Source organism: Citrobacter sp. Cpo109 (assembly GCF_030332565.1).
In the GTDB taxonomy this organism is placed as follows: Bacteria; Pseudomonadota; Gammaproteobacteria; order Enterobacterales; family Enterobacteriaceae; genus Citrobacter; species Citrobacter portucalensis.
This window is the reverse complement of record NZ_JAOWHQ010000056.1, coordinates 1-19,415: the sequence shown is the minus strand read 5'-3', so window position 1 is coordinate 19,415 and position 19,415 is coordinate 1. Positions and strand designations below refer to the sequence as shown.

16 protein-coding genes are annotated in these 19,415 nt (G+C 49.4%); 11 read left to right on the top strand and 5 right to left on the bottom strand.

Annotation, left to right across the window (positions count from 1 at the left end):
* The first annotated feature begins 177 nt into the window (after nucleotides 1–177).
* From nifJ to ttcA, 5 genes are all read left to right on the top strand, one after another.
* A complete protein-coding gene (gene nifJ / locus OGY71_RS09735; protein ID WP_063940798.1) occupies nucleotides 178–3,702 on the top strand; it encodes a pyruvate:ferredoxin (flavodoxin) oxidoreductase in 3,525 nt (1,174 codons plus the stop codon).
* A gap of 367 nt (nucleotides 3,703–4,069) precedes the next feature.
* Nucleotides 4,070–5,218, top strand: a complete 1,149-nt coding sequence (gene ompC, locus OGY71_RS09730; protein ID WP_286613201.1) for a porin OmpC — start codon at nucleotides 4,070–4,072, stop codon at nucleotides 5,216–5,218.
* 145 nt (nucleotides 5,219–5,363) lie between these two features.
* Nucleotides 5,364–5,576, top strand: coding sequence for a KTSC domain-containing protein (locus OGY71_RS09725; RefSeq protein WP_123267264.1), 213 nt, complete (start codon nucleotides 5,364–5,366; stop codon nucleotides 5,574–5,576).
* An 81-nt stretch (nucleotides 5,577–5,657) separates the two neighbouring features.
* Complete coding sequence (uspF, locus tag OGY71_RS09720) at nucleotides 5,658–6,092, top strand: universal stress protein UspF (protein WP_003833207.1); 435 nt, start codon at nucleotides 5,658–5,660, stop codon at nucleotides 6,090–6,092.
* A 197-nt stretch (nucleotides 6,093–6,289) separates the two neighbouring features.
* Nucleotides 6,290–7,225, top strand: a complete 936-nt coding sequence (ttcA, locus tag OGY71_RS09715) for a tRNA 2-thiocytidine(32) synthetase TtcA (protein ID WP_003833209.1) — start codon at nucleotides 6,290–6,292, stop codon at nucleotides 7,223–7,225.
* A gap of 78 nt (nucleotides 7,226–7,303) precedes the next feature.
* On the opposite strand, the gene dbpA is transcribed toward ttcA, so the two are convergent.
* From dbpA to OGY71_RS09695, 4 genes are all read right to left on the bottom strand, one after another.
* Nucleotides 7,304–8,677, bottom strand: coding sequence for an ATP-dependent RNA helicase DbpA (gene dbpA / locus OGY71_RS09710; RefSeq protein WP_063940801.1), 1,374 nt, complete (start codon nucleotides 8,675–8,677; stop codon nucleotides 7,304–7,306).
* A gap of 28 nt (nucleotides 8,678–8,705) precedes the next feature.
* On the bottom strand, nucleotides 8,706–8,873 hold the full coding sequence (gene ynaL / locus OGY71_RS09705) for a proline-rich small protein YnaL (protein ID WP_003833213.1): 168 nt from the start codon (nucleotides 8,871–8,873) through the stop codon (nucleotides 8,706–8,708).
* 275 nt (nucleotides 8,874–9,148) lie between these two features.
* Nucleotides 9,149–10,132: a zinc transporter ZntB gene (gene zntB / locus OGY71_RS09700; RefSeq protein WP_003833215.1), complete on the bottom strand. Its 984-nt coding sequence runs from the start codon at nucleotides 10,130–10,132 to the stop codon at nucleotides 9,149–9,151.
* A 154-nt stretch (nucleotides 10,133–10,286) separates the two neighbouring features.
* Nucleotides 10,287–11,396, bottom strand: a complete 1,110-nt coding sequence (locus tag OGY71_RS09695) for a methyl-accepting chemotaxis protein (protein ID WP_286613199.1) — start codon at nucleotides 11,394–11,396, stop codon at nucleotides 10,287–10,289.
* Nucleotides 11,397–11,807: 411 nt separating this feature from the next.
* On the opposite strand from OGY71_RS09695, the gene OGY71_RS09690 reads away from it, so the two are divergent.
* Nucleotides 11,808–13,922, top strand: coding sequence for a putative bifunctional diguanylate cyclase/phosphodiesterase (locus tag OGY71_RS09690; protein ID WP_193135041.1), 2,115 nt, complete (start codon nucleotides 11,808–11,810; stop codon nucleotides 13,920–13,922).
* Between the two features lie 67 nt (nucleotides 13,923–13,989).
* Nucleotides 13,990–15,222, top strand: coding sequence for a GGDEF domain-containing protein (locus OGY71_RS09685; RefSeq protein WP_003833223.1), 1,233 nt, complete (start codon nucleotides 13,990–13,992; stop codon nucleotides 15,220–15,222).
* Nucleotides 15,223–15,234: 12 nt separating this feature from the next.
* On the opposite strand, the gene smrA is transcribed toward OGY71_RS09685, so the two are convergent.
* Complete coding sequence (gene smrA, locus OGY71_RS09680; RefSeq protein ID WP_286613198.1) at nucleotides 15,235–15,798, bottom strand: DNA endonuclease SmrA; 564 nt, start codon at nucleotides 15,796–15,798, stop codon at nucleotides 15,235–15,237.
* 225 nt (nucleotides 15,799–16,023) lie between these two features.
* Between smrA and ogt the strand changes: the two genes are divergently transcribed.
* From ogt to OGY71_RS09660, 4 genes are all read left to right on the top strand, one after another.
* Nucleotides 16,024–16,539 (top strand): methylated-DNA--[protein]-cysteine S-methyltransferase, encoded by a 516-nt coding sequence (gene ogt, locus OGY71_RS09675; protein WP_286613196.1) that lies wholly within the window; start codon nucleotides 16,024–16,026, stop codon nucleotides 16,537–16,539.
* Between the two features lie 194 nt (nucleotides 16,540–16,733).
* Nucleotides 16,734–17,486 carry a fumarate/nitrate reduction transcriptional regulator Fnr gene (gene fnr / locus OGY71_RS09670; RefSeq protein ID WP_003020397.1) on the top strand — a complete coding sequence of 251 codons (753 nt, stop codon included), beginning with the start codon at nucleotides 16,734–16,736 and terminating at the stop codon, nucleotides 17,484–17,486.
* A gap of 241 nt (nucleotides 17,487–17,727) precedes the next feature.
* Nucleotides 17,728–18,216, top strand: a complete 489-nt coding sequence (locus tag OGY71_RS09665; protein WP_286613194.1) for a hypothetical protein — start codon at nucleotides 17,728–17,730, stop codon at nucleotides 18,214–18,216.
* Nucleotides 18,217–18,265: 49 nt separating this feature from the next.
* A protein-coding gene (locus OGY71_RS09660; protein WP_136754148.1) for an IS3-like element ISSen4 family transposase occupies nucleotides 18,266–19,386 on the top strand; the annotation gives its coding sequence in 2 pieces (ribosomal slippage) (nucleotides 18,266–18,524 and nucleotides 18,524–19,386; 1,122 coding nt in all).
* Nucleotides 19,387–19,415 lie beyond the last annotated feature (29 nt).

Genomic DNA, 19,415 nt, shown 5'->3' with positions numbered 1-19,415 from the left:
GTTTACATTTTCTGGCAATTTTTTGCCTGCTCCTTTGATCAAACCATTCATTCTGTTTATTCCAGGGACACAAAAGCGAAAATCTGTCTTTAGCGCTTTTGCTAAAATAGAAGGATAACTACAGGATTCGCCGCTGTTACGCGAGTCCCTCTTTTTGCGCAATGTAAGGGTGTCAGTATGATCACAATTGACGGTAATGGTGCGGTTGCTTCAGTCGCATTTCGTACCAGCGAGGTTATCGCCATCTACCCGATTACGCCCAGTTCAACGATGGCTGAACAGGCGGATGCCTGGGCCGGGAACGGGCTTAAGAACGTGTGGGGGGATACCCCTCGCGTCGTAGAAATGCAGTCAGAAGGCGGCGCGATCGCAACCGTTCATGGCGCGTTGCAGACCGGTGCACTCTCTACGTCGTTTACCTCATCGCAGGGCCTGTTGCTGATGATCCCAACGCTGTACAAACTGGCCGGTCAGTTGACCCCGTTTGTACTGCACGTTGCGGCTCGTACAATTGCTACTCACGCATTATCAATCTTTGGCGATCATTCCGACGTGATGGCGGTGCGCCAGACAGGATGTGCGATGCTGTGTGCCAGCAGCGTTCAGGAGGCACAGGACTTTGCACTGATTTCGCAAATAGCTACCCTGAAAAGCCGGGTTCCGTTCATTCATTTTTTTGATGGTTTCCGTACATCCCATGAAATCAATAAAATTGTGCCACTGGCCGACGACACGATCCTCGGACTGATGCCGCAAGCGGAAATCGATGCTCATCGCGCTCGGGCGCTTAATCCTGAGCATCCAGTTATTCGCGGTACGTCTGCGAACCCGGACACCTATTTCCAGTCACGCGAGGCAACAAACCCGTGGTACAACGCGGTTTACGATCATGTAGAACAGGCGATGAACGATTTCGCCTCAGCGACAGGTCGCCAGTACCAGCCATTTGAATATTACGGCCATCCTCAGGCTGAGCGCGTCATTATCTTAATGGGTTCGGCAATTGGAACCTGTGAAGAAGTCGTTGAAGATCTGCTGGCGCGTGGCGAGAAAGTCGGCGTTCTGAAAGTACGTCTGTTCCGTCCATTCTCTGCCAGACATTTACTGCGCGCGCTGCCGGAAACCGTACGCAGCATCGCCGTCCTGGATCGCACCAAAGAGCCCGGCGCACAGGCAGAACCGTTGTATCTGGATGTGATGACCGCGCTGGCGGAAGCCTTTAACTGCGGCGAGCGAGAAACCCTACCGCGCGTGATTGGCGGACGTTATGGCCTTTCTTCCAAAGAGTTTGGTCCAGACTGCGTGATGGCGGTCTTTAATGAGCTGAGTAGCGCGAAGCCGAAACCTCGCTTTACTGTCGGTATCTATGATGATGTCACCAACTTGTCGCTACCGTTACCAGAAAACACCCTGCCCGGTACGGCTAAGCTCGAAGCGCTGTTTTATGGGTTAGGCAGCGACGGTAGCGTGTCAGCCACCAAAAACAATATCAAGATTATTGGTAACTCTACGCCATGGTATGCGCAGGGTTATTTCGTCTACGACTCGAAAAAAGCAGGCGGTCTGACGGTTTCTCACCTGCGCGTCAGCGAGCAGCCTATTCGATCAGCGTATCTGGTATCGCAAGCCGATTTCGTTGGCTGTCACCAGCTGCAATTTATCGATAAGTATCAGATGGTCGAGCGCCTGAAACCAGGCGGTATCTTCCTGCTCAACACCCCGTACAGTGTGGATGAAGTCTGGGCGCGTTTGCCGCAGGAAGTTCAGGCGGTACTAAATCAGAAGAAAGCCCGTTTCTACGTGATTAATGCGGCCAAAATCGCCCGCGAATGCGGTCTGGCAGCGCGTATTAACACCGTGATGCAAATGGCATTCTTCCATTTGACGCAAATCTTACCCGGCGACAGCGCGTTGGCTGAATTGCAGGGGGCGATTGCGAAAAGTTACAGCAGTAAAGGACAGGACCTGGTTGAACGTAACTGGCAGGCTCTGGCCCTGGCGCGCGAATCCGTAGCCGAAGTAGCACTCCAGCCAGTTGATCCGCACAGCGCAAACCGCCCTCCGGTGGTTTCTGATGCCGCACCTGATTTCGTGAAAACAGTCACCGCGGCAATGCTCGCCGGTCTGGGTGATGCCCTTCCCGTATCCGCGCTGCCGCCAGACGGCACCTGGCCAATGGGCACCACGCGTTGGGAAAAGCGTAATATCGCCGAAGAGATCCCCATCTGGAAGGAAGAGCTGTGTACCCAGTGTAACCACTGCGTTGCCGCTTGCCCGCACTCGGCAATCCGCGCCAAAGTGGTTTCACCTGAAGCGATGGAAAACGCTCCTGCCAGCCTGCATTCTTTGGATGTGAAATCTCGCGATATGCGCGGTCAGAAGTATGTCCTGCAGGTTGCACCAGAGGATTGCACCGGGTGTAATCTATGCGTCGAAGTTTGCCCGGCGAAAGATCGCCAAAACCCGGAAATCAAGGCCATCAATATGATGTCGCGCCTTGAGCATGTTGAAGAGGAAAAAGTTAACTATGACTTCTTCCTCAATCTGCCGGAGATCGACCGCAGCAAGCTTGAACGCATTGATATCCGTACCTCGCAGTTAATCACTCCGCTGTTTGAATATTCCGGCGCCTGTTCTGGTTGTGGTGAAACGCCGTATATCAAACTGCTTACGCAGCTGTACGGTGACCGCATGCTGATCGCCAACGCGACTGGCTGTTCATCGATTTATGGTGGTAACCTCCCCTCAACACCGTATACGACCGATGCCAATGGTCGTGGACCTGCATGGGCAAACTCTCTGTTCGAAGATAACGCCGAGTTTGGTCTGGGCTTCCGTCTGACGGTGGATCAACACCGTGTGCGCGTCATGCGTTTGCTGGAGCAGTTTGCAGATAATATTCCGGCTGAACTGAATGACGCCCTGCATGCTGAAGCGACGCCAGAAGTACGCCGTGAACAAGTTGCAGCGCTGCGCCAGCATCTGAAAGATGTCGAAGGTGCACAGCAACTGTTAACCGATGCTGATGCGCTGGTTGAGAAGTCCATCTGGCTGATTGGCGGCGACGGCTGGGCTTACGATATTGGTTTTGGCGGGTTGGATCACGTCCTGAGCCTGACCGAGAACGTCAATATTCTGGTACTGGATACCCAGTGTTACTCCAACACGGGCGGACAAGCGTCGAAAGCCACGCCGCTCGGGGCGGTTACCAAGTTTGGTGAGCATGGCAAGCGCAAGGCTCGCAAAGATCTGGGCGTCAGTATGATGATGTACGGACATGTGTATGTGGCGCAGATTTCCCTGGGCGCCCAGTTGAACCAGACGGTGAAAGCTATCCAGGAAGCGGAAGCCTATCCGGGTCCGTCGCTGATTATCGCCTATAGTCCTTGCGAAGAACATGGTTATGACCTCGCGCTAAGCCACGATCAGATGCGTCAACTCACGGCTACCGGATTCTGGCCGCTGTACCGCTTTGACCCACGCCGAGCAGACGAAGGTAAACTGCCGCTGGCACTGGACTCTCGCCCACCGTCAGACGCGCTGGCTGAAACATTGCTTAACGAGCAGCGCTTCCGCCGCCTGAATGCCCAACAGCCAGAAGTTGCAGAACAGCTGTGGAAAGACGCCGCAGCTGATCTACAAAAACGCTACGACTTCCTGGCCCAACTGGCAGGCAAAGCGGAAAAGAGCGGTACCGAATAATACGTTTTTCTCAGTATTAGCCCGGAACCAAAAAAAAAGCCCGAACAGTTGTTCGGGCTTGTCAATTTATTCGCTGGCTAATTAATAATTGCCATCAATATACCAACGAAAAATAAAACGTGACAATAAAGGCATATAACACGCGCAGAATAGCCCAACAAAATTCAATTGTATAATTTTTATTTTATATATATTTTCATCAACTCATTCATGTCGACTATCACTATTTCCGTAGAATTATTTGTTTAAGGTTTTACTTAAGGCGTAACAATTCATATTTATCTCTTTACGGAACTTCTCCTTTAGCATGCTTTTACTCCCTACATGGGTAGTCACAGGTTAATAAAAAAACTAAAGGATTATTTCAATGAACAGAAAAGTACTGGCGCTCGTAATTCCTGCCCTGCTGGCTGCAGGCGCTGCTCACGCTGCTCACGCTGCTGAAGTTTATAATAAAGACGGCAACAAATTAGATCTCTACGGTAAAGTAGACGGTTTGCATTATTTCTCTGACGACGCTAACAGCGATGGCGATCAGACTTATATGCGTATGGGCTTCAAAGGCGAAACACAGGTTAACGATATGATCACCGGTTATGGCCAGTGGGAATATCAGGTTCAGGCCAACGGCACCGAAGGTGATAAAGGCGACTCCTGGACTCGTCTGGCATTCGCAGGTATTAAAGTCGGCGACTACGGTTCATTCGACTACGGCCGTAATTACGGCGTAATGTACGACGTTGAAGGCTGGACCGATATGCTGCCAGAATTCGGTGGCGACTCTTACACCAAAGCAGACAACTTCATGACCGGTCGTGCAAACGGTGTTGCAACATACCGTAACACCGACTTCTTTGGTCTGGTTGACGGTCTGAACGTTGCACTGCAGTACCAGGGTGCGAACGAAAATCAGTCACCAGAGCAAGAAGGCACCAATAACGGTGGCGACGATCGTAACATGAAGAACTCTAACGGTGACGGCTTCGGTATCTCCTCTACCTACGATCTGGGTATGGGCGTAAGCTTCGGTGCAGCATATACATCTTCTGACCGTACCAATCAACAAGTGAACCATTCTACCGCAGGTGGTGATAAAGCTGACGCATGGACTGCTGGTCTGAAATACGACGCGAACAATATCTACCTGGCAACCATGTACTCTGAAACCCGCAATATGACCCCGTATGGCGGTTCAGATGGTCACGACAATACTATTGCCAACAAAACCCAGAACTTTGAAGTAACTGCACAGTACCAATTTGACTTCGGTCTGCGTCCGGAAGTTTCTTTCCTGATGTCTAAAGGTAAAGATCTGGGTGTAAACGGATCAGACGGCGACAAGGATCTGGTTAAATATGCCTCCGTAGGTGCCACTTATTACTTCAACAAAAACTTCTCCACCTACGTTGATTACAAAATCAACCTGCTAGATGAAGATGATAGTTTCTACAATAAAGATCACAATGACATCTCTACCGATGACACTGTAGCACTGGGTATGGTTTACCAGTTCTAATCCGTCAGCCCGCTGGCAACGGCGGGCTCTCTTTACGTTCTAATAATTCTGTTTTATCCAGATCAAAACATTATATCTATTGCGTTAAAACACTTCTCTGATAGATGATATCTTGCATTAAGACCTGTAGTAGAGGATACCTGCAATGAATCATCATCCTGTAAAATCATCCCGTATTGCATCCGTCGGCTATGACGAATCCTCCCGTACGCTAGAAATTCGCTTTCACCAATTGGCTACGCTGCAATATCAGCAGGTCCCTGCCCGTATTTTTCGTGATTTCCTGATCGTGGTCTCTAAAGGCCGATTTTACGATGGGGTAATAAAAGGCAAATTTCCTGAAATCAAAATAAAGTGATGCCAAAATGTGATCGTTGTCATTGTACATAAAGTGCCATTACGCGGTAAGCTTTACTTGGATACTTAAACAGGAGGTTTTATGAACAGAACGATTCTTGTACCCATCGATATTTCAGACTCAGAATTAACTCAACGCGTTATTGCCCATGTTGAAGCAGAAGCAAAGATTGACGATGCGCAGGTTCATTTTTTAACCGTCATTCCGTCCTTGCCTTATTACGCTTCTCTGGGACTGGCCTACTCGGCAGAGTTACCGGCCATGGACGATCTGAAAGCCGAAGCAAAATCTCAACTGGAAGAGATTATCAAGAAGTTCAATATCCCAACGGACAGAGTGCACGTTCATGTCGCAGAAGGTGCGCCGAAAGACAAGATTCTGGAGATCGCAAAAAAATTACCGGCCGATATGGTCATTATTGCCTCACACCGACCTGACATCACCACCTACCTGCTGGGCTCTAACGCTGCAGCCGTGGTGCGTCATGCGGAGTGTTCGGTACTGGTAGTCCGCTAAGCTGTCTGGCCCGCACATCGTTGCGGGCTTTTTGTTTCTACCTCTTTTACCCTTGATTCCTGTCCTAAATGTGCTGACATTTTTCCCGCTTATCCGTACCATACACGCCACAGTTTTTATATCAGACTTCTTTTGCCGGACGATCCGGCGTGATGCATACTCTTCTGATGCCACACTATGAATTGAGCCTCTATTAAATGTCGCAAAATCAAGATATTAGTAAGAAAGAACAATACAACCTGAACAAATTGCAAAAACGTCTGCGTCGTAACGTCGGCGAAGCCATTGCCGACTTCAATATGATCGAAGACGGCGATCGCATTATGGTGTGCCTTTCCGGCGGGAAAGACAGCTATACCATGCTGGAGATCCTGCGTAATTTGCAGCAAAGCGCCCCGATCAGTTTTTCCTTAGTTGCGGTTAACCTCGATCAGAAACAACCCGGCTTCCCGGAGCACATTCTGCCGGAGTATCTGGAACAGCTGGGCGTTGAGTACAAGATTGTCGAAGAAAACACTTATGGGATCGTCAAAGATAAAATCCCTGAAGGCAAAACGACATGCTCACTCTGTTCTCGCCTGCGTCGCGGCATTCTGTACCGTACGGCAACCGAATTAGGAGCCACCAAGATTGCGCTCGGCCACCATCGCGACGACATCCTGCAAACGCTGTTTTTAAACATGTTCTACGGCGGGAAAATGAAAGGCATGCCACCGAAGCTGATGAGTGATGACGGTAAGCATATCGTGATCCGCCCACTGGCTTACTGCCGTGAGAAAGATATCGAGCGTTTCTCCGAAGCGAAAGGTTTCCCAATTATTCCGTGCAACCTGTGCGGCTCACAGCCTAACCTACAGCGCCAGGTCATTGCTGACATGCTGCGTGACTGGGACAAACGCTATCCAGGCCGCATTGAAACCATGTTCAGCGCAATGCAGAACGTTGTACCTTCACATCTGAGCGATATCAATCTGTTCGATTTTAAAGGCATTAAGCACGGTTCAGAGGTTGTGGACGGCGGTGATTTAGCGTTCGATCGTGAAGAGATCCCGCTGCAACCTGCGGGCTGGCAGCCAGAAGAAGATGATGCTCAACTGGATGAATTACGCCTGAACGTGGTGGAAGTGAAGTAAGCGTCTGTCAGGCCTACAACGTGCATAAGCGCCTGTAGGCCTGATAAGCGGAGCGCCATCAGGCGCCCCAACGGGCAGTTATTTCAATAACCTAACCCGGCAAGTCTTGCCTTTAATCTTACCGTTTTGTAATTGTTTCCACGCCTTGTGCGCTACAGTCTGGCGAACGGCGACATAAACGTGTGCCGGGTGAACGGCAATTTTGCCGATATCGGCGCCATCCAGGCCAATGTCGCCGGTCAGAGCCCCCAGAACATCGCCAGGACGCATTTTCGCTTTTTTACCGCCATCAATGCATAACGTCGCCATCTCTGCTTCCAGCGGCAGGACTGAGCCATTAGCTGGCGCAGTTAGCCAGTTCAGCTTCAGTTGCAGCATTTCAGAAAGAATATTGGCACGCTGCGCTTCTTCCGGCGCACAGAAGCTAATCGCCAGACCGCTGTTGCCGGCACGCGCGGTACGTCCGATACGATGGACATGTACTTCCGGATCCCACGCCAGTTCGAAGTTAACTACCAGCTCAAGTGATTTGATATCCAGGCCACGTGCGGCCACATCGGTTGCGACCAGCACGCGCGCGCTACCGTTGGCAAAACGAACCAGCGTCTGATCGCGATCGCGCTGTTCCAGGTCGCCATGTAATGACAGTGCGCTTTGCCCTGCCGCATTCAGTGCATCGCAAACGGCCTGACAATCTTTTTTGGTGTTACAAAAAACCACGCACGATGCGGGTTGATGCTGGCTGAGTAGCTTTTGCAGCAGTGGAATTTTTCCGTGGCTGGAGGTTTCGAAAAACTGCTGTTCAATAGCCGGTAACGCATCGACCGTATCAATTTCAATCGTTAATGGATTTTGCTGTACCCGGCCACTGATAGCGGCAATGGCTTCCGGCCAGGTTGCGGAAAACAGCAAAGTCTGACGTGACGCAGGCGCAAAGCGAATGACATCATCAATCGCATCGCTAAAGCCCATATCCAGCATGCGGTCGGCTTCATCCATAACCAGCGTATTCAGGGCATCCAGAGAAACGGTGCCTTTTTGCAGGTGGTCAAGTAAACGACCCGGTGTGGCAACAATAATATGTGGTGCATGTTGCAGGGAGTCACGCTGTGCGCCAAAAGGTTGCCCACCGCACAGCGTTAAGATCTTGGTGTTTGGCAGGAAGCGCGCTAAACGACGCAGTTCACCCGCCACTTGGTCGGCAAGCTCGCGCGTTGGGCACAGCACCAGAGACTGCGTCTGAAACAGCGCGGCATCAATATGCTGTAATAGCCCAAGACCAAAAGCAGCCGTTTTGCCACTGCCGGTTTTAGCCTGCACGCGAACATCTTTACCCGCCAGGATTGCCGGTAACGCAGCAGCCTGAACAGGCGTCATTTCAAGATAGCCCAGCTCGTTAAGATTCTCGAGTTGAGCAGCAGGTAAAACATTCAGGGTTGAAAAAGCGGTCACAATTTAATCTCGCGGTAAAAACTCACATTCAGCAGGCGCGTATCCTCGCAGATCTGTGCCCGTGATGCGACAATTTAATCGGTTCTTCATCCGGCGGCGGATCCGGCATCGGCTGCGGACGAGGTATGGGATCGGGAATGGGAACCGGATCGGTCGGTAGCGAATCAGTGTGCGACGTTGCAATCAGACAGGTCATATACCCCTCCAGTCATTCAGGTTGACTCTTTTAGGGTAGACGCTGATTTCCTGCAGGCAAAAAAAAGCCGACTAATCTAAGTCGGCGTCGTACGAATCAATTGTGCTATGCAGTAATTCAAAAAAGGAAGTAAGACAATATGGAGCGCAACGCCCATCGCTTGACGTTGCATTCACCTGCGAGAGAGATATTGCCCCGAATAGGTAGATGGTTTATTGACTTCGCTCAAAAATCAGGACGTTTTCATGCGCAAAAGCCACTAAAAAACGTTGTTGTTACAACCATTTACTACGATGCAACCATAAAGTAACACCACCAATCAGGACCACTAACAGAATACAAAAGAGTGAGAAACCAAACTGCCAACCACCGCCGGGGATACCGCCGAGGTTGACGCCGAAAAGCCCAGTTAAAAATGTGCTGGGAAGAAAAACCATTGCCATCAATGACATTGTATACGTTCGGCGAGCCAGAGACTCCTGCATCACTTGCGCAATTTCATCCGCCATAATACCGGTCCGGGCAATACAGGCGTCTATTTCATCCAGCCCTCTCCCCAGCCTGTCAGCGATATCCTGCATCCGTCTCCGATGGTCGTCGGTCATCCAGGGTAAACGTTCACTCGCCAGACGCGCATAAACATCTCTCTGAGGAGCCATATAACGTCGCATTACAATCAACTGTTTGCGCAGCAATGCCAGGAAGCCGCGTGGGGGAATTTGTTGATCGAGCAAGTTATCTTCCAGATCGATAATTTTGTCGTGCAGTTGTTCGATAAATTCGCTGGCATGGTCGGTGAGCGCATCACAAACATCCACCAGCCAACTGCCACAATCAGCCGGTCCTGTCCCTTCCTGGAGATCGCTGACCACATCATCCAGTGCCAGCACTTTGCGCTGGCGGGTTGAGACAATCAGACGTTCATCCATATATAAGCGCATCGCCACAAGTTGGTCAGGACGCTCGTCGGTGCTGCCGTTAATGCAGCGCAGTGTAATCAGCGTACCTTCCCCGACTCTACTGACGCGTGGGCGTGTACTTTCGCCTGCCAGCGCATCACGCACATTGTTGGGAAGAAGAGGTGTTGTCGCCAACCATTGGGCACTTTCAGGATGAGTGTAATTAAGGTGTAGCCAGCAGGGATGCTGACTATCAATTACATCATTATCGCTCAGCGGTTTTACTCCACCTCGACCATCCAGCAGCCAGGCAAACACGGCATCCGGCACATTAACATCCGTTCCCTTAATGGCTTCCACAGCGCCTCCACAAACATTCAGCCTTTTTCGTTAGTCTAGCTATCAGAATATGTTAAGCAATATCTCATTGTCCCATTGTGCTGAAATGATTCATAAAAATATCTGATAATACAAAAAGCGCCGACGAATGCGACGCTTGCTTCGAAATACCCGGTTAAGCCCGCTGCCATCTCGCTGACTCAAGAGCGTTACTTAAGCGAAATTTATGTGTTCGCGACTGGAGATCAATCACCTGGTTTTTCAGGATACCCGAGGAATCAGAAAGCTCATCAACCATAATGGCATTACTTTGGGTTACATTCTCCAGTTCGGCCAGTGCATGAGAAATTCTGATAATTCCTTTCTCCTGCTCCTGTGTAGTGGTTAATATCTCGCCCATCAGTTGGTTTAATTGACCGGCACCACCGACAATATCATGCATATTTTTTTCTGCTTCACGCACAATAGCTGCACCTTGCTGAACATTTTGATGGGTTTGCGCAATCAGCTGCTTAATATTCTTAGCAGCATCCGCGCTACGGTGTGCAAGCATTCTGACCTCACCGGCCACCACGGAAAAACCTTTGCCATGTTCACCGGCCCTCGCCGCTTCCACGGCAGCATTCAATGCCAGAATATTTGTCTGGAATGCGATACCATCAATTAGCGTAATAATTTCCGTCATCTGCTGTGCACATTCGGTGATTGAACGCATATTTGTCGCAACCTGCACCATTAATTCGCCACCCTGAATGGCGCATTGCGTGGCAACTGTTGCCTGGACGCTGGCGATTTGCGTGTTGTCAGCATTATTTCGCGTATTAACGGCTATTTCATCCATATTAGCAGCCGTTTGCATCAATACTCCAGATTGTTGTTCTGTTTTCACTGAAAGCTCGGCGCTGCGTTCCGCAAGCTGTTCAGAGAGCGCCATCGCCGTTTGTGAGGATGTTCTGATCTCATTAACGAGTGTTGAAATATTACTCGATAAACTATTGATGCCCGGTATTAGTCTACCCGCACAATTATTACCAAACTCTGGAATACTGATCGCCAGATTCCCAGACGTCACTTCCTCAATGCTCCTTTTTACCGTATTGATCGGCATGACCAGGTATTTCGTCATATACCACCATAAGCAAAATACAGAAATAAGGCTTACCACATTTGTACCAATTATAATTTCCGGCGTGGCCGAGAAAATTATCTCAACAATATTTAGAGCGACTGCCGAAATAAGCAGAAATAAAATAATAAAGGTTCTGACGCTAATATCATTTAACATTTTAGTCCTGTGCACTAAGAAATTATGTAGATATTATTTTTTATAGCACCTGCAATGCAGAATGCCATTGCTCTGCGACGAAAGCTGAACTTTCAATGAGAGCCTGCAATCCTTTTACTTAAGGCAAGAAATCACACCTTGTATTCCTGTTAGTTCAGTGTTTTATTCCATCAAATGGCTGTGATGGCGCCAGTCATCAGGTTATTGTGATGACAAGCACATGGAGAGCATAAAACACACAGAACTATAAATTTGGTGAATGTTTATATAAGTAATGGCTCGTTATTTTCACTATCTTCCTGTTTCCTCTAATACCAGTGTAAAAACATAAGAACATTCCCGGTTTTATCATGTTAACTGGACAAAACCTGCTAGATTTATTACCACGGCTTTTTTTCGATAGGTAGTATGATGTTGAATGTGTCGTGGGACCCTGTATTGATTGGGATTTCCTTTGTTGTCGCGTTTATTGCCTCTTTTATTGCTCTCGATAGTGCGGGCAAAGTGGCAATCTCCAATCGACGTGAATCAACCTTCTGGCGCCTGTCTGGCGGGGCTACGCTAGGGATGGGTATTTGGTCAATGCATTTTATCGGTATGCTGGCCATGAAAATGAGTATGCCGATCAATTACCATTTTTCGCTCACGGCATTTTCTTTCTTTATTGCGCTCATTTCTGCAACTCTCGCCATTAATATCGCCATTTCCGGTAATACGCTTTCAACAAAACGATTAGTCGTAGCCACAGGAATATTAAGCGCAGGTGTCGTCACCATGCACTACGTTGGCATGTATGCCATCATTGAGCATGTTGCCATCCTATGGAGTCATTCGCTGATACTGCTCTCAGTGATGATTGCCATCGTTGCATCTGGTGTGGGTTTATGGCTGGCGTTTCATTTGCGCCAAAATACCCGTCGAGCCCTGTTCAATCGGCTTGTCGCCGCCCTTATTATGGCGCTGGCGATTGCCTCTATGCATTACACCGGGATGGGAGCGGCAACATTCACCCATTTTGGACACACTGTACACAATGGGCTCAGCACACTGGAACTCTCTGTCTGGGTCTGCGCCGTCACGCTGGTTATTTTGGGTATCATGCTGGTGGTGTCGATGGTGGATTCGCAACTGCGTACCTCCCGGCTGGCAGACAACTTACATCAACTTAACTGCCAGCTTGAGCATCAGGTCCACTTCGACGCACTGACCGGACTTGCCAATCGCACACATATAGATGCCTGCTTGCAGGCCTGTCTACAACATTCCAAACTGCATCAGCATCAATTTGCTCTGGTATTCATCGACCTCGATCGCTTCAAAGTCGTTAACGATACCTGGGGACATCACATCGGCGATCAGTTGCTGATCGCCAGTACGCAGCGAATCTACAGCTGCCTTGATGACACCATGACGCTGGCGAGGCTGGGGGGAGATGAGTTTATTCTTCTGGTTCCTGACTGTAATAAAGAGACTATCACCGCTCTGCTGACCCGGATTGCGGCTGCGATTGGCGATCCTTTCACGCTGTTTGGGTACACCATTCGGGTTTCGTTAAGTGCGGGAAGCAGTATTTATCCTGAACATGGTTCCACATTGCATGAGTTAAAAGTAAAGGCTGATATGGCGATGTATCATGTCAAACAGGCTGGCAGAAACGGTTGGGCTATTTATAGCCCGGAAATGGAAGCTATCGCCGATACACCGCCGACATTTTTACAGGAACTGTCACAAGCACTGGAACACGATCAATTTGAGCTTTGGTACCAACCCAAATACACCGCCGGAGATCATTCCCTGACCGGTTTTGAAGCGTTATTACGCTGGCATCACCCGGAACGCGGCATGCTGTTACCCGCAGAGTTTCTGCCTGCGCTGGAAGAAACAGGTCTTATCATTCCGGTCGGGAAATGGGTTATCCAGCAGGCATGCCAGCAGTTACATCAATGGAAGTTACAGGGCCATGCGGAATGGACCCTCGCCGTTAATCTTTCCCCTTCCCAGTTTGAACAACATGATATCGTTGATGTGGTTTGCAGCGCCCTTGCACAATATCAACTTTCACCTGCATATCTCACGCTGGAACTGACTGAAAGTACAGCGCTTAAAAATTTAAAACGTAGCGCTGAAGTCTTGAATGCATTTTCAGCTTTAGGGATCACCGTTTCTATTGATGATTTCGGTACCGGTTATTCAAATATATTGATGTTAAAGTCTCTTCCGGCACGGGAATTAAAAATTGACAGAGTATTTGTTAAAGATATCAACGAGAACAGCAAAAATACAAAGATTGTGTCTACTATTATTGACATAGCCCACTCCATGAATATGCAAGTGGTGGCTGAAGGAATAGAGACCCAGGAGCAGGAAATACTCCTGACCCAGATGGGATGTGGCGTGCTGCAAGGTTTCTTGTTTGCAAAACCGTTGCCTGCGCATCAGATCCATGAATTGATTCCAACGGAAAGCAACATTAAGCAGCAGCGAATCGTACAGTCTTTATCTCCTCAACAATCGATAACATTGTGAGACTGTAATATAAAAAACAGATGCCATTAAACGGGCAACACAGCAGATAAAGATAACGGGATTATCGATGAGCACAACCGAGCTGCATTCACTGGATTTATTAACCCTGCCGGTGTGGATTGTTTCGCCGCATACCGAAGAACTGGTGTTCGCAAATACCGTTGCGCGGGAACTGATGCAGGCCCCTTGCTTTTCTCTACTCCGCAAGGGCATATTTTCAACTCATGCCCAGAATGATTTAACCATGTATCTCAGCGATTTGAGAAATCATCACGATATTGTGGAAATCCTTACGGTTTGCCGCGAAGGTGAAGCCGTCGCAATGGCATGCCGCCTGTCCATCCGCTCTCTGCCGGAATCAGGTGACGTCATTCTTTTCGAAGGCATTGAAACACCGACTTCGCAAGGTCTGAAAGCGAGCCGTTCAGCGAATTATCAGCGAAAAAAACAGGGATTTTACGCGCGTTTTTTCCAGACCAACTCGGCACCAATGTTGCTTATCGATCCGTCCCGTGATGGGCTGATCGTCGATGCAAATCTCAGCGCGCTAAATTTTTATGGCTATAGCCATGATACGATGTGCCAGAAACATACATGGGAAATCAATACGCTGGGCCGTCATATACTCCCGGTGATGCATGAAATCGCCCATCTTCCCGGTGGCCATAAACCTTTGCATTTTGTGCATAAACTGGCAGACGGCACCTCCCGTCACGTACAAACCTACGCCGGGCCAATCGAAATCTACGGTAATAAGCTCATGTTGTGCATTATTCATGATATTACCGAGCAAAAGCGGCTGGAACAGGAGCTTGAGCGTGCGGCCCTGCGTGACGCCTTAACGGGATTGCTTAACCGCCGACATTTTTATCAGGTAACCGAGCCGGAACAGACCCACGCGATGTCACTGACACAGGATTACAGCCTGCTGTTGATCGACACCGATCGCTTTAAAAGCATTAACGATCTTTTTGGTCATTTAAAAGGTGATGAGGTACTTTGCGCTCTGGCACGCACACTGGAATCCTGTGCGAGAAAGGACGATCTGATTTTTCGCTGGGGAGGTGAAGAATTTGTGCTGCTGCTGCCGCGAACCTCGTTGGACACTGCCCTCAATCTCGCAGAAGTGATACGGGCGACGGTGGCCAAAGTGACTCTCCCTGGCCTTCCCCGCTTTACCGTCAGCATTGGCGTAGCTCGGCACGAAACAAATGAAAGCATCGATGAGTTATTCAAACGCGTTGACGACGCGTTGTACAAAGCCAAGAACGAAGGCAGGAACAGAGTGCTGGCCGCCTGATGTTTACGTCGTTCAGCGACTACGTTTAGCGTGACGCTCCCAGTTGTCTTGTTTTGCCTGTGCGTTTTTACGCAATGCCACATAACATGCCCCCCTGCCGCCGTGATGCGGCAGTGCGGCGCAGTATGCTTGCACATCGTCAAATTCCGTCAACCAGCGCGCCACGTAGCTGCGAACAATATTGGCATGGGAGTTATCGTCACGTCCCTTGCCGTGTATCACCAACACGTTACGCAACCCTTCCTGCTGCGCCTGCAGAATAAAGCTAAAGAGCATCTGGCGACATGTTTCAACAGGTTGGCGAATAAGATTGAGACTCGCCTGTTGCGGGTATTTTCCGTTTCGCAGCTTGTCGGTCACACCGTTCTGTAAACCTTCGCGACGAAACTCGAGCGGCACATTCAACGGGACAATATCGAGAAATCCCGTCGAGAGAAAATTATCCAGTTGAAGCGTATCGACACGCGCCGGAGTGCGAAGATTGCGCATGGGCTGCCACTGCACATCGGCATGGTTTTTCAGCGGTTGAACATCCCCCATTGCGTCAAGAAACAGCGATGCATCATCAAGGTTCATGTCTCATCCTCCAGCATATTGCGACGAGCATTATCATAACCGCGCACTATTATACCGACAACTATACCGGTAACGGTTTACGGTTATTTCCAATAATTAGCCGGATCCACCGCGCTGAACCGCTCTACTCACGGCAAGTTGATATCCGTTTTTAGGGGTATAGCTGCGACGGTCACAGGCGTGATAATGTGTAGCCTCGCTTGAATGCTGTAATGAGAGAAACGGATGCTTAACTTACTGGAAGACACCATAGACACGCCGCTGGGCCCGCTGTGGGTTATTTGTGATGAGCAATTTCGCCTGCGCGCAGTGGAATGGGATCAGCACAGCGATCGCATGGAACAATTGCTTGATATTCATTACCGTACAGAAGGTTATCAGCGCATTGCCGCCAAAAATCCTGGTGGATTAAGCGACAAACTCTCTGAGTATTTTGCCGGAAACCTCAGCATCATTGACTCGCTGGAAACGGCAACCGCTGGGACGCCTTTCCAGCGTGAAGTCTGGCAAGCATTACGCACTATCCCCTGCGGGCAGGTCATGCATTATGGTCAGTTGGCCGAACAGTTGGGGCGCCCCGGCGCTGCAAGAGCCGTCGGCGCAGCTAATGGCTCCAATCCAGTAAGCATTGTGGTTCCCTGTCATCGCGTCATTGGACGTAACGGCACCATGACCGGATATGCCGGCGGCGTACAACGAAAAGAGTGGTTATTGCGCCACGAAGGTTATTTGCTACTCTAGATTCCAGGCAATTAATGCCTTATTCATCACACTTCCGCATAATGCGACCCCAAATTAAGTGTGGTTAATCAAGCAGATACAAACATTCGCTCCAGTTATGCCTGAATTATTCTCTATTGGGAGTAGCTCAGGCTTACGTGCTCACCAAAAAGATGTTAAAATTGACAAATATCAATTACGGCTTGAGCAGACCTATGATCCCGGAAAAGCGAATTATACGGCGCATTCAGTCTGGCGGTTGTGCTATCCATTGCCAGGATTGCAGCATCAGCCAGCTTTGCATCCCGTTCACACTTAACGAGCATGAGCTTGACCAGCTCGATAACATCATCGAGCGCAAAAAGCCTATCCAAAAAGGGCAGACGCTCTTTAAAGCAGGTGATGAGCTTAAATCACTCTACGCTATCCGCTCCGGAACGATAAAAAGCTATACCATTACCGAACAAGGCGATGAGCAAATTACCGGTTTCCATCTGGCGGGTGACCTGGTAGGTTTTGACGCCATTGGCAGCGGCCATCACCCGAGCTTTGCTCAGGCGTTGGAAACCTCAATGGTATGCGAAATTCCTTTCGAAACCCTTGATGACCTGTCCGGTAAGATGCCGAACCTGCGTCAGCAGATGATGCGTCTGATGAGTGGCGAAATCAAAGGCGATCAGGATATGATCCTGTTGCTGTCGAAGAAAAACGCTGAAGAGCGCCTGGCGGCCTTTATCTACAATCTGTCTCGTCGCTTCGCCCAGCGTGGGTTCTCGCCTCGTGAATTCCGCCTGACCATGACCCGTGGCGACATCGGTAACTACCTCGGTCTGACGGTTGAAACCATCAGCCGCCTGCTGGGTCGTTTCCAGAAAAGCGGCATGCTGGCGGTGAAAGGCAAATATATCACTATTGAGAACAGCGACGCGCTGGCAGTTCTTGCCGGCCACACGCGTAACGTTGCGTAATCTTTCCGCAAGCCTCTCAGTTATCCTTCTGTCAAATCGCTAAATTTTCCCGATTTATTGATCTGGCAGGAGGTTATTCCCTGTTTCAATCTTCATTATTGGGTTACTCTTTTAGTTACAAACTGCGATGACAGTTGTAAGGAGACTTAGCGAGAAATCGTATAAGTATCTAAATAGACATAGGTTTTCCTAACTCACAACAATTCACATACACAAATCTGTGAAATTGGTGTTAGAGATTATGGCTAGTATCACCACCAAAGAAAGAACATCCCCTAAAGGCATTACTTCCTATCAAGTTCAGGTACGTGGTAAAGGTGTCGATAAGCCTTACAGCAAAACATTCCCCACATCACAAGAAGCCCAAGAATGGGCAGCTCTGCAAGATGCAAAATTGAATCATGGAGAAATAGATGATTCACAAAGCACAGATGCAGCTACGCAAAATCTAGCGTCTAATACCCCTGCTTCTTCTACAGAAAGCGCGTACAGCATCGCTAACATCGTTGATGAATACTTACGAGACACTCAATTTAAAGGGGGGATAAAGAAAAAGGGATATGCAACTGTTGTGCAACGTATGAGTACCCTTTCACAAAAGCTTGGCAACAAAGGTATAGATACACTTACTAAAAAGGATATTCAAGAATACACGATCACACGCCGTGGAGATCTTGCCCTACGTTCACGTAAACCTATCGCTCCCGCTGACCTGCTCCCCGTTGATTAGTACACCCCGATGTTAGTAATGTCTTCATAAGCCACATGAGGACATCCCCATGAAGAAGCGTTTTTCCGACGAACAGATCATCAGTATTCTCCGCGAAGCCGAAGCTGGGGTACCCGCCCGTGAACTCTGCCGCAAGCATGCCATTTCCGATGCCACGTTTTACACCTGGCGTAAGAAGTATGGCGGTATGGAGGTGCCTGAAGTTAAGCGCCTGAAGTCGCTTGAGGAAGAGAACACCAGACTCAAGAAGCTGCTTGCCGAAGCCATGCTGGATAAAGAGGCGCTTCAGGTGGCTCTTGGGCGAAAGTACTGACGACAGACCAGAAGCGGGAAACCGTGATGTTGATGTGTGATGCGACCGGTCTGTCGCAACGTCGTGCCTGCAGGCTTACAGGTTTATCCCTGTCGACCTGCCGCTATGAGGCTCACCGTCCGGCTGCTGATGCGCATTTATCAGGGCGCATCATTGAGCTGGCACTGGAGCGCAGGCGTTTTGGCTACCGTCGTATTTGGCAGTTGCTGCGCCGTGAAGGGCTTCATGTTAATCATAAGCGCGTGTACCGGCTTTATCACCTCAGTGGCCTGGGCGTAAAACGCAGAAGACGTCGTAAAGGGCTGGCAACAGAACGTCTGCCGCTGCTCCGTCCGGCGGCGCCCAATCTGACCTGGTCGATGGATTTCGTCATGGACGCACTTTCCACCGGTCGCAGGATCAAGTGTCTTACCTGCGTCGATGATTTCACAAAGGAATGCCTGACGGTCACTGTTGCCTTTGGGATTTCAGGCGTTCAGGTCACGCGTATTCTGGACAGCATTGCACTGTTTCGAGGCTATCCGGCGACGATAAGAACTGACCAGGGGCCGGAGTTCACTTGCCGTGCACTGGATCAATGGGCCTTTGAGCATGGTGTTGAGTTGCGCTTAATCCAGCCGGGCAAGCCAACGCAGAACGGATTTATTGAGAGCTTTAACGGACGATTTCGCGATGAATGTTTGAATGAGCACTGGTTCAGCGATATCGTTCATGCCAGGAAAATTATTAATGACTGGCGGCAGGATTATAACGAATGCCGCCCGCACTCCACGCTGAATTATCAGACACCGTCTGAATTTGCAGCGGGCTGGAGAAAGGGTCATTCTGAGAATGAAGATTCCGACGTTACTAACTGAGTGTTGTATCTAATCGTGGGGGCAGGTCA

What these genes read in the sequence shown, in the direction of transcription:
- smrA (WP_286613198.1), bottom strand. Translation starts at nt 15,798, where the DNA reads ATGAACCTTGATGATGCATCGCTGTTTCTTGACGCAATGGGGGATGTT.
- fnr (WP_003020397.1), top strand. Translation starts at nt 16,734, where the DNA reads ATGATCCCGGAAAAGCGAATTATACGGCGCATTCAGTCTGGCGGTTGT.
- ompC (WP_286613201.1), top strand. Translation starts at nt 4,070, where the DNA reads ATGAACAGAAAAGTACTGGCGCTCGTAATTCCTGCCCTGCTGGCTGCA.
- ogt (WP_286613196.1), top strand. Translation starts at nt 16,024, where the DNA reads ATGCTTAACTTACTGGAAGACACCATAGACACGCCGCTGGGCCCGCTG.
- ynaL (WP_003833213.1), bottom strand. Translation starts at nt 8,873, where the DNA reads ATGACCTGTCTGATTGCAACGTCGCACACTGATTCGCTACCGACCGAT.
- nifJ (WP_063940798.1), top strand. Translation starts at nt 178, where the DNA reads ATGATCACAATTGACGGTAATGGTGCGGTTGCTTCAGTCGCATTTCGT.
- ttcA (WP_003833209.1), top strand. Translation starts at nt 6,290, where the DNA reads ATGTCGCAAAATCAAGATATTAGTAAGAAAGAACAATACAACCTGAAC.
- uspF (WP_003833207.1), top strand. Translation starts at nt 5,658, where the DNA reads ATGAACAGAACGATTCTTGTACCCATCGATATTTCAGACTCAGAATTA.
- OGY71_RS09695 (WP_286613199.1), bottom strand. Translation starts at nt 11,396, where the DNA reads ATGTTAAATGATATTAGCGTCAGAACCTTTATTATTTTATTTCTGCTT.
- OGY71_RS09685 (WP_003833223.1), top strand. Translation starts at nt 13,990, where the DNA reads ATGAGCACAACCGAGCTGCATTCACTGGATTTATTAACCCTGCCGGTG.
- OGY71_RS09690 (WP_193135041.1), top strand. Translation starts at nt 11,808, where the DNA reads ATGTTGAATGTGTCGTGGGACCCTGTATTGATTGGGATTTCCTTTGTT.
- OGY71_RS09665 (WP_286613194.1), top strand. Translation starts at nt 17,728, where the DNA reads ATGGCTAGTATCACCACCAAAGAAAGAACATCCCCTAAAGGCATTACT.
- OGY71_RS09725 (WP_123267264.1), top strand. Translation starts at nt 5,364, where the DNA reads ATGAATCATCATCCTGTAAAATCATCCCGTATTGCATCCGTCGGCTAT.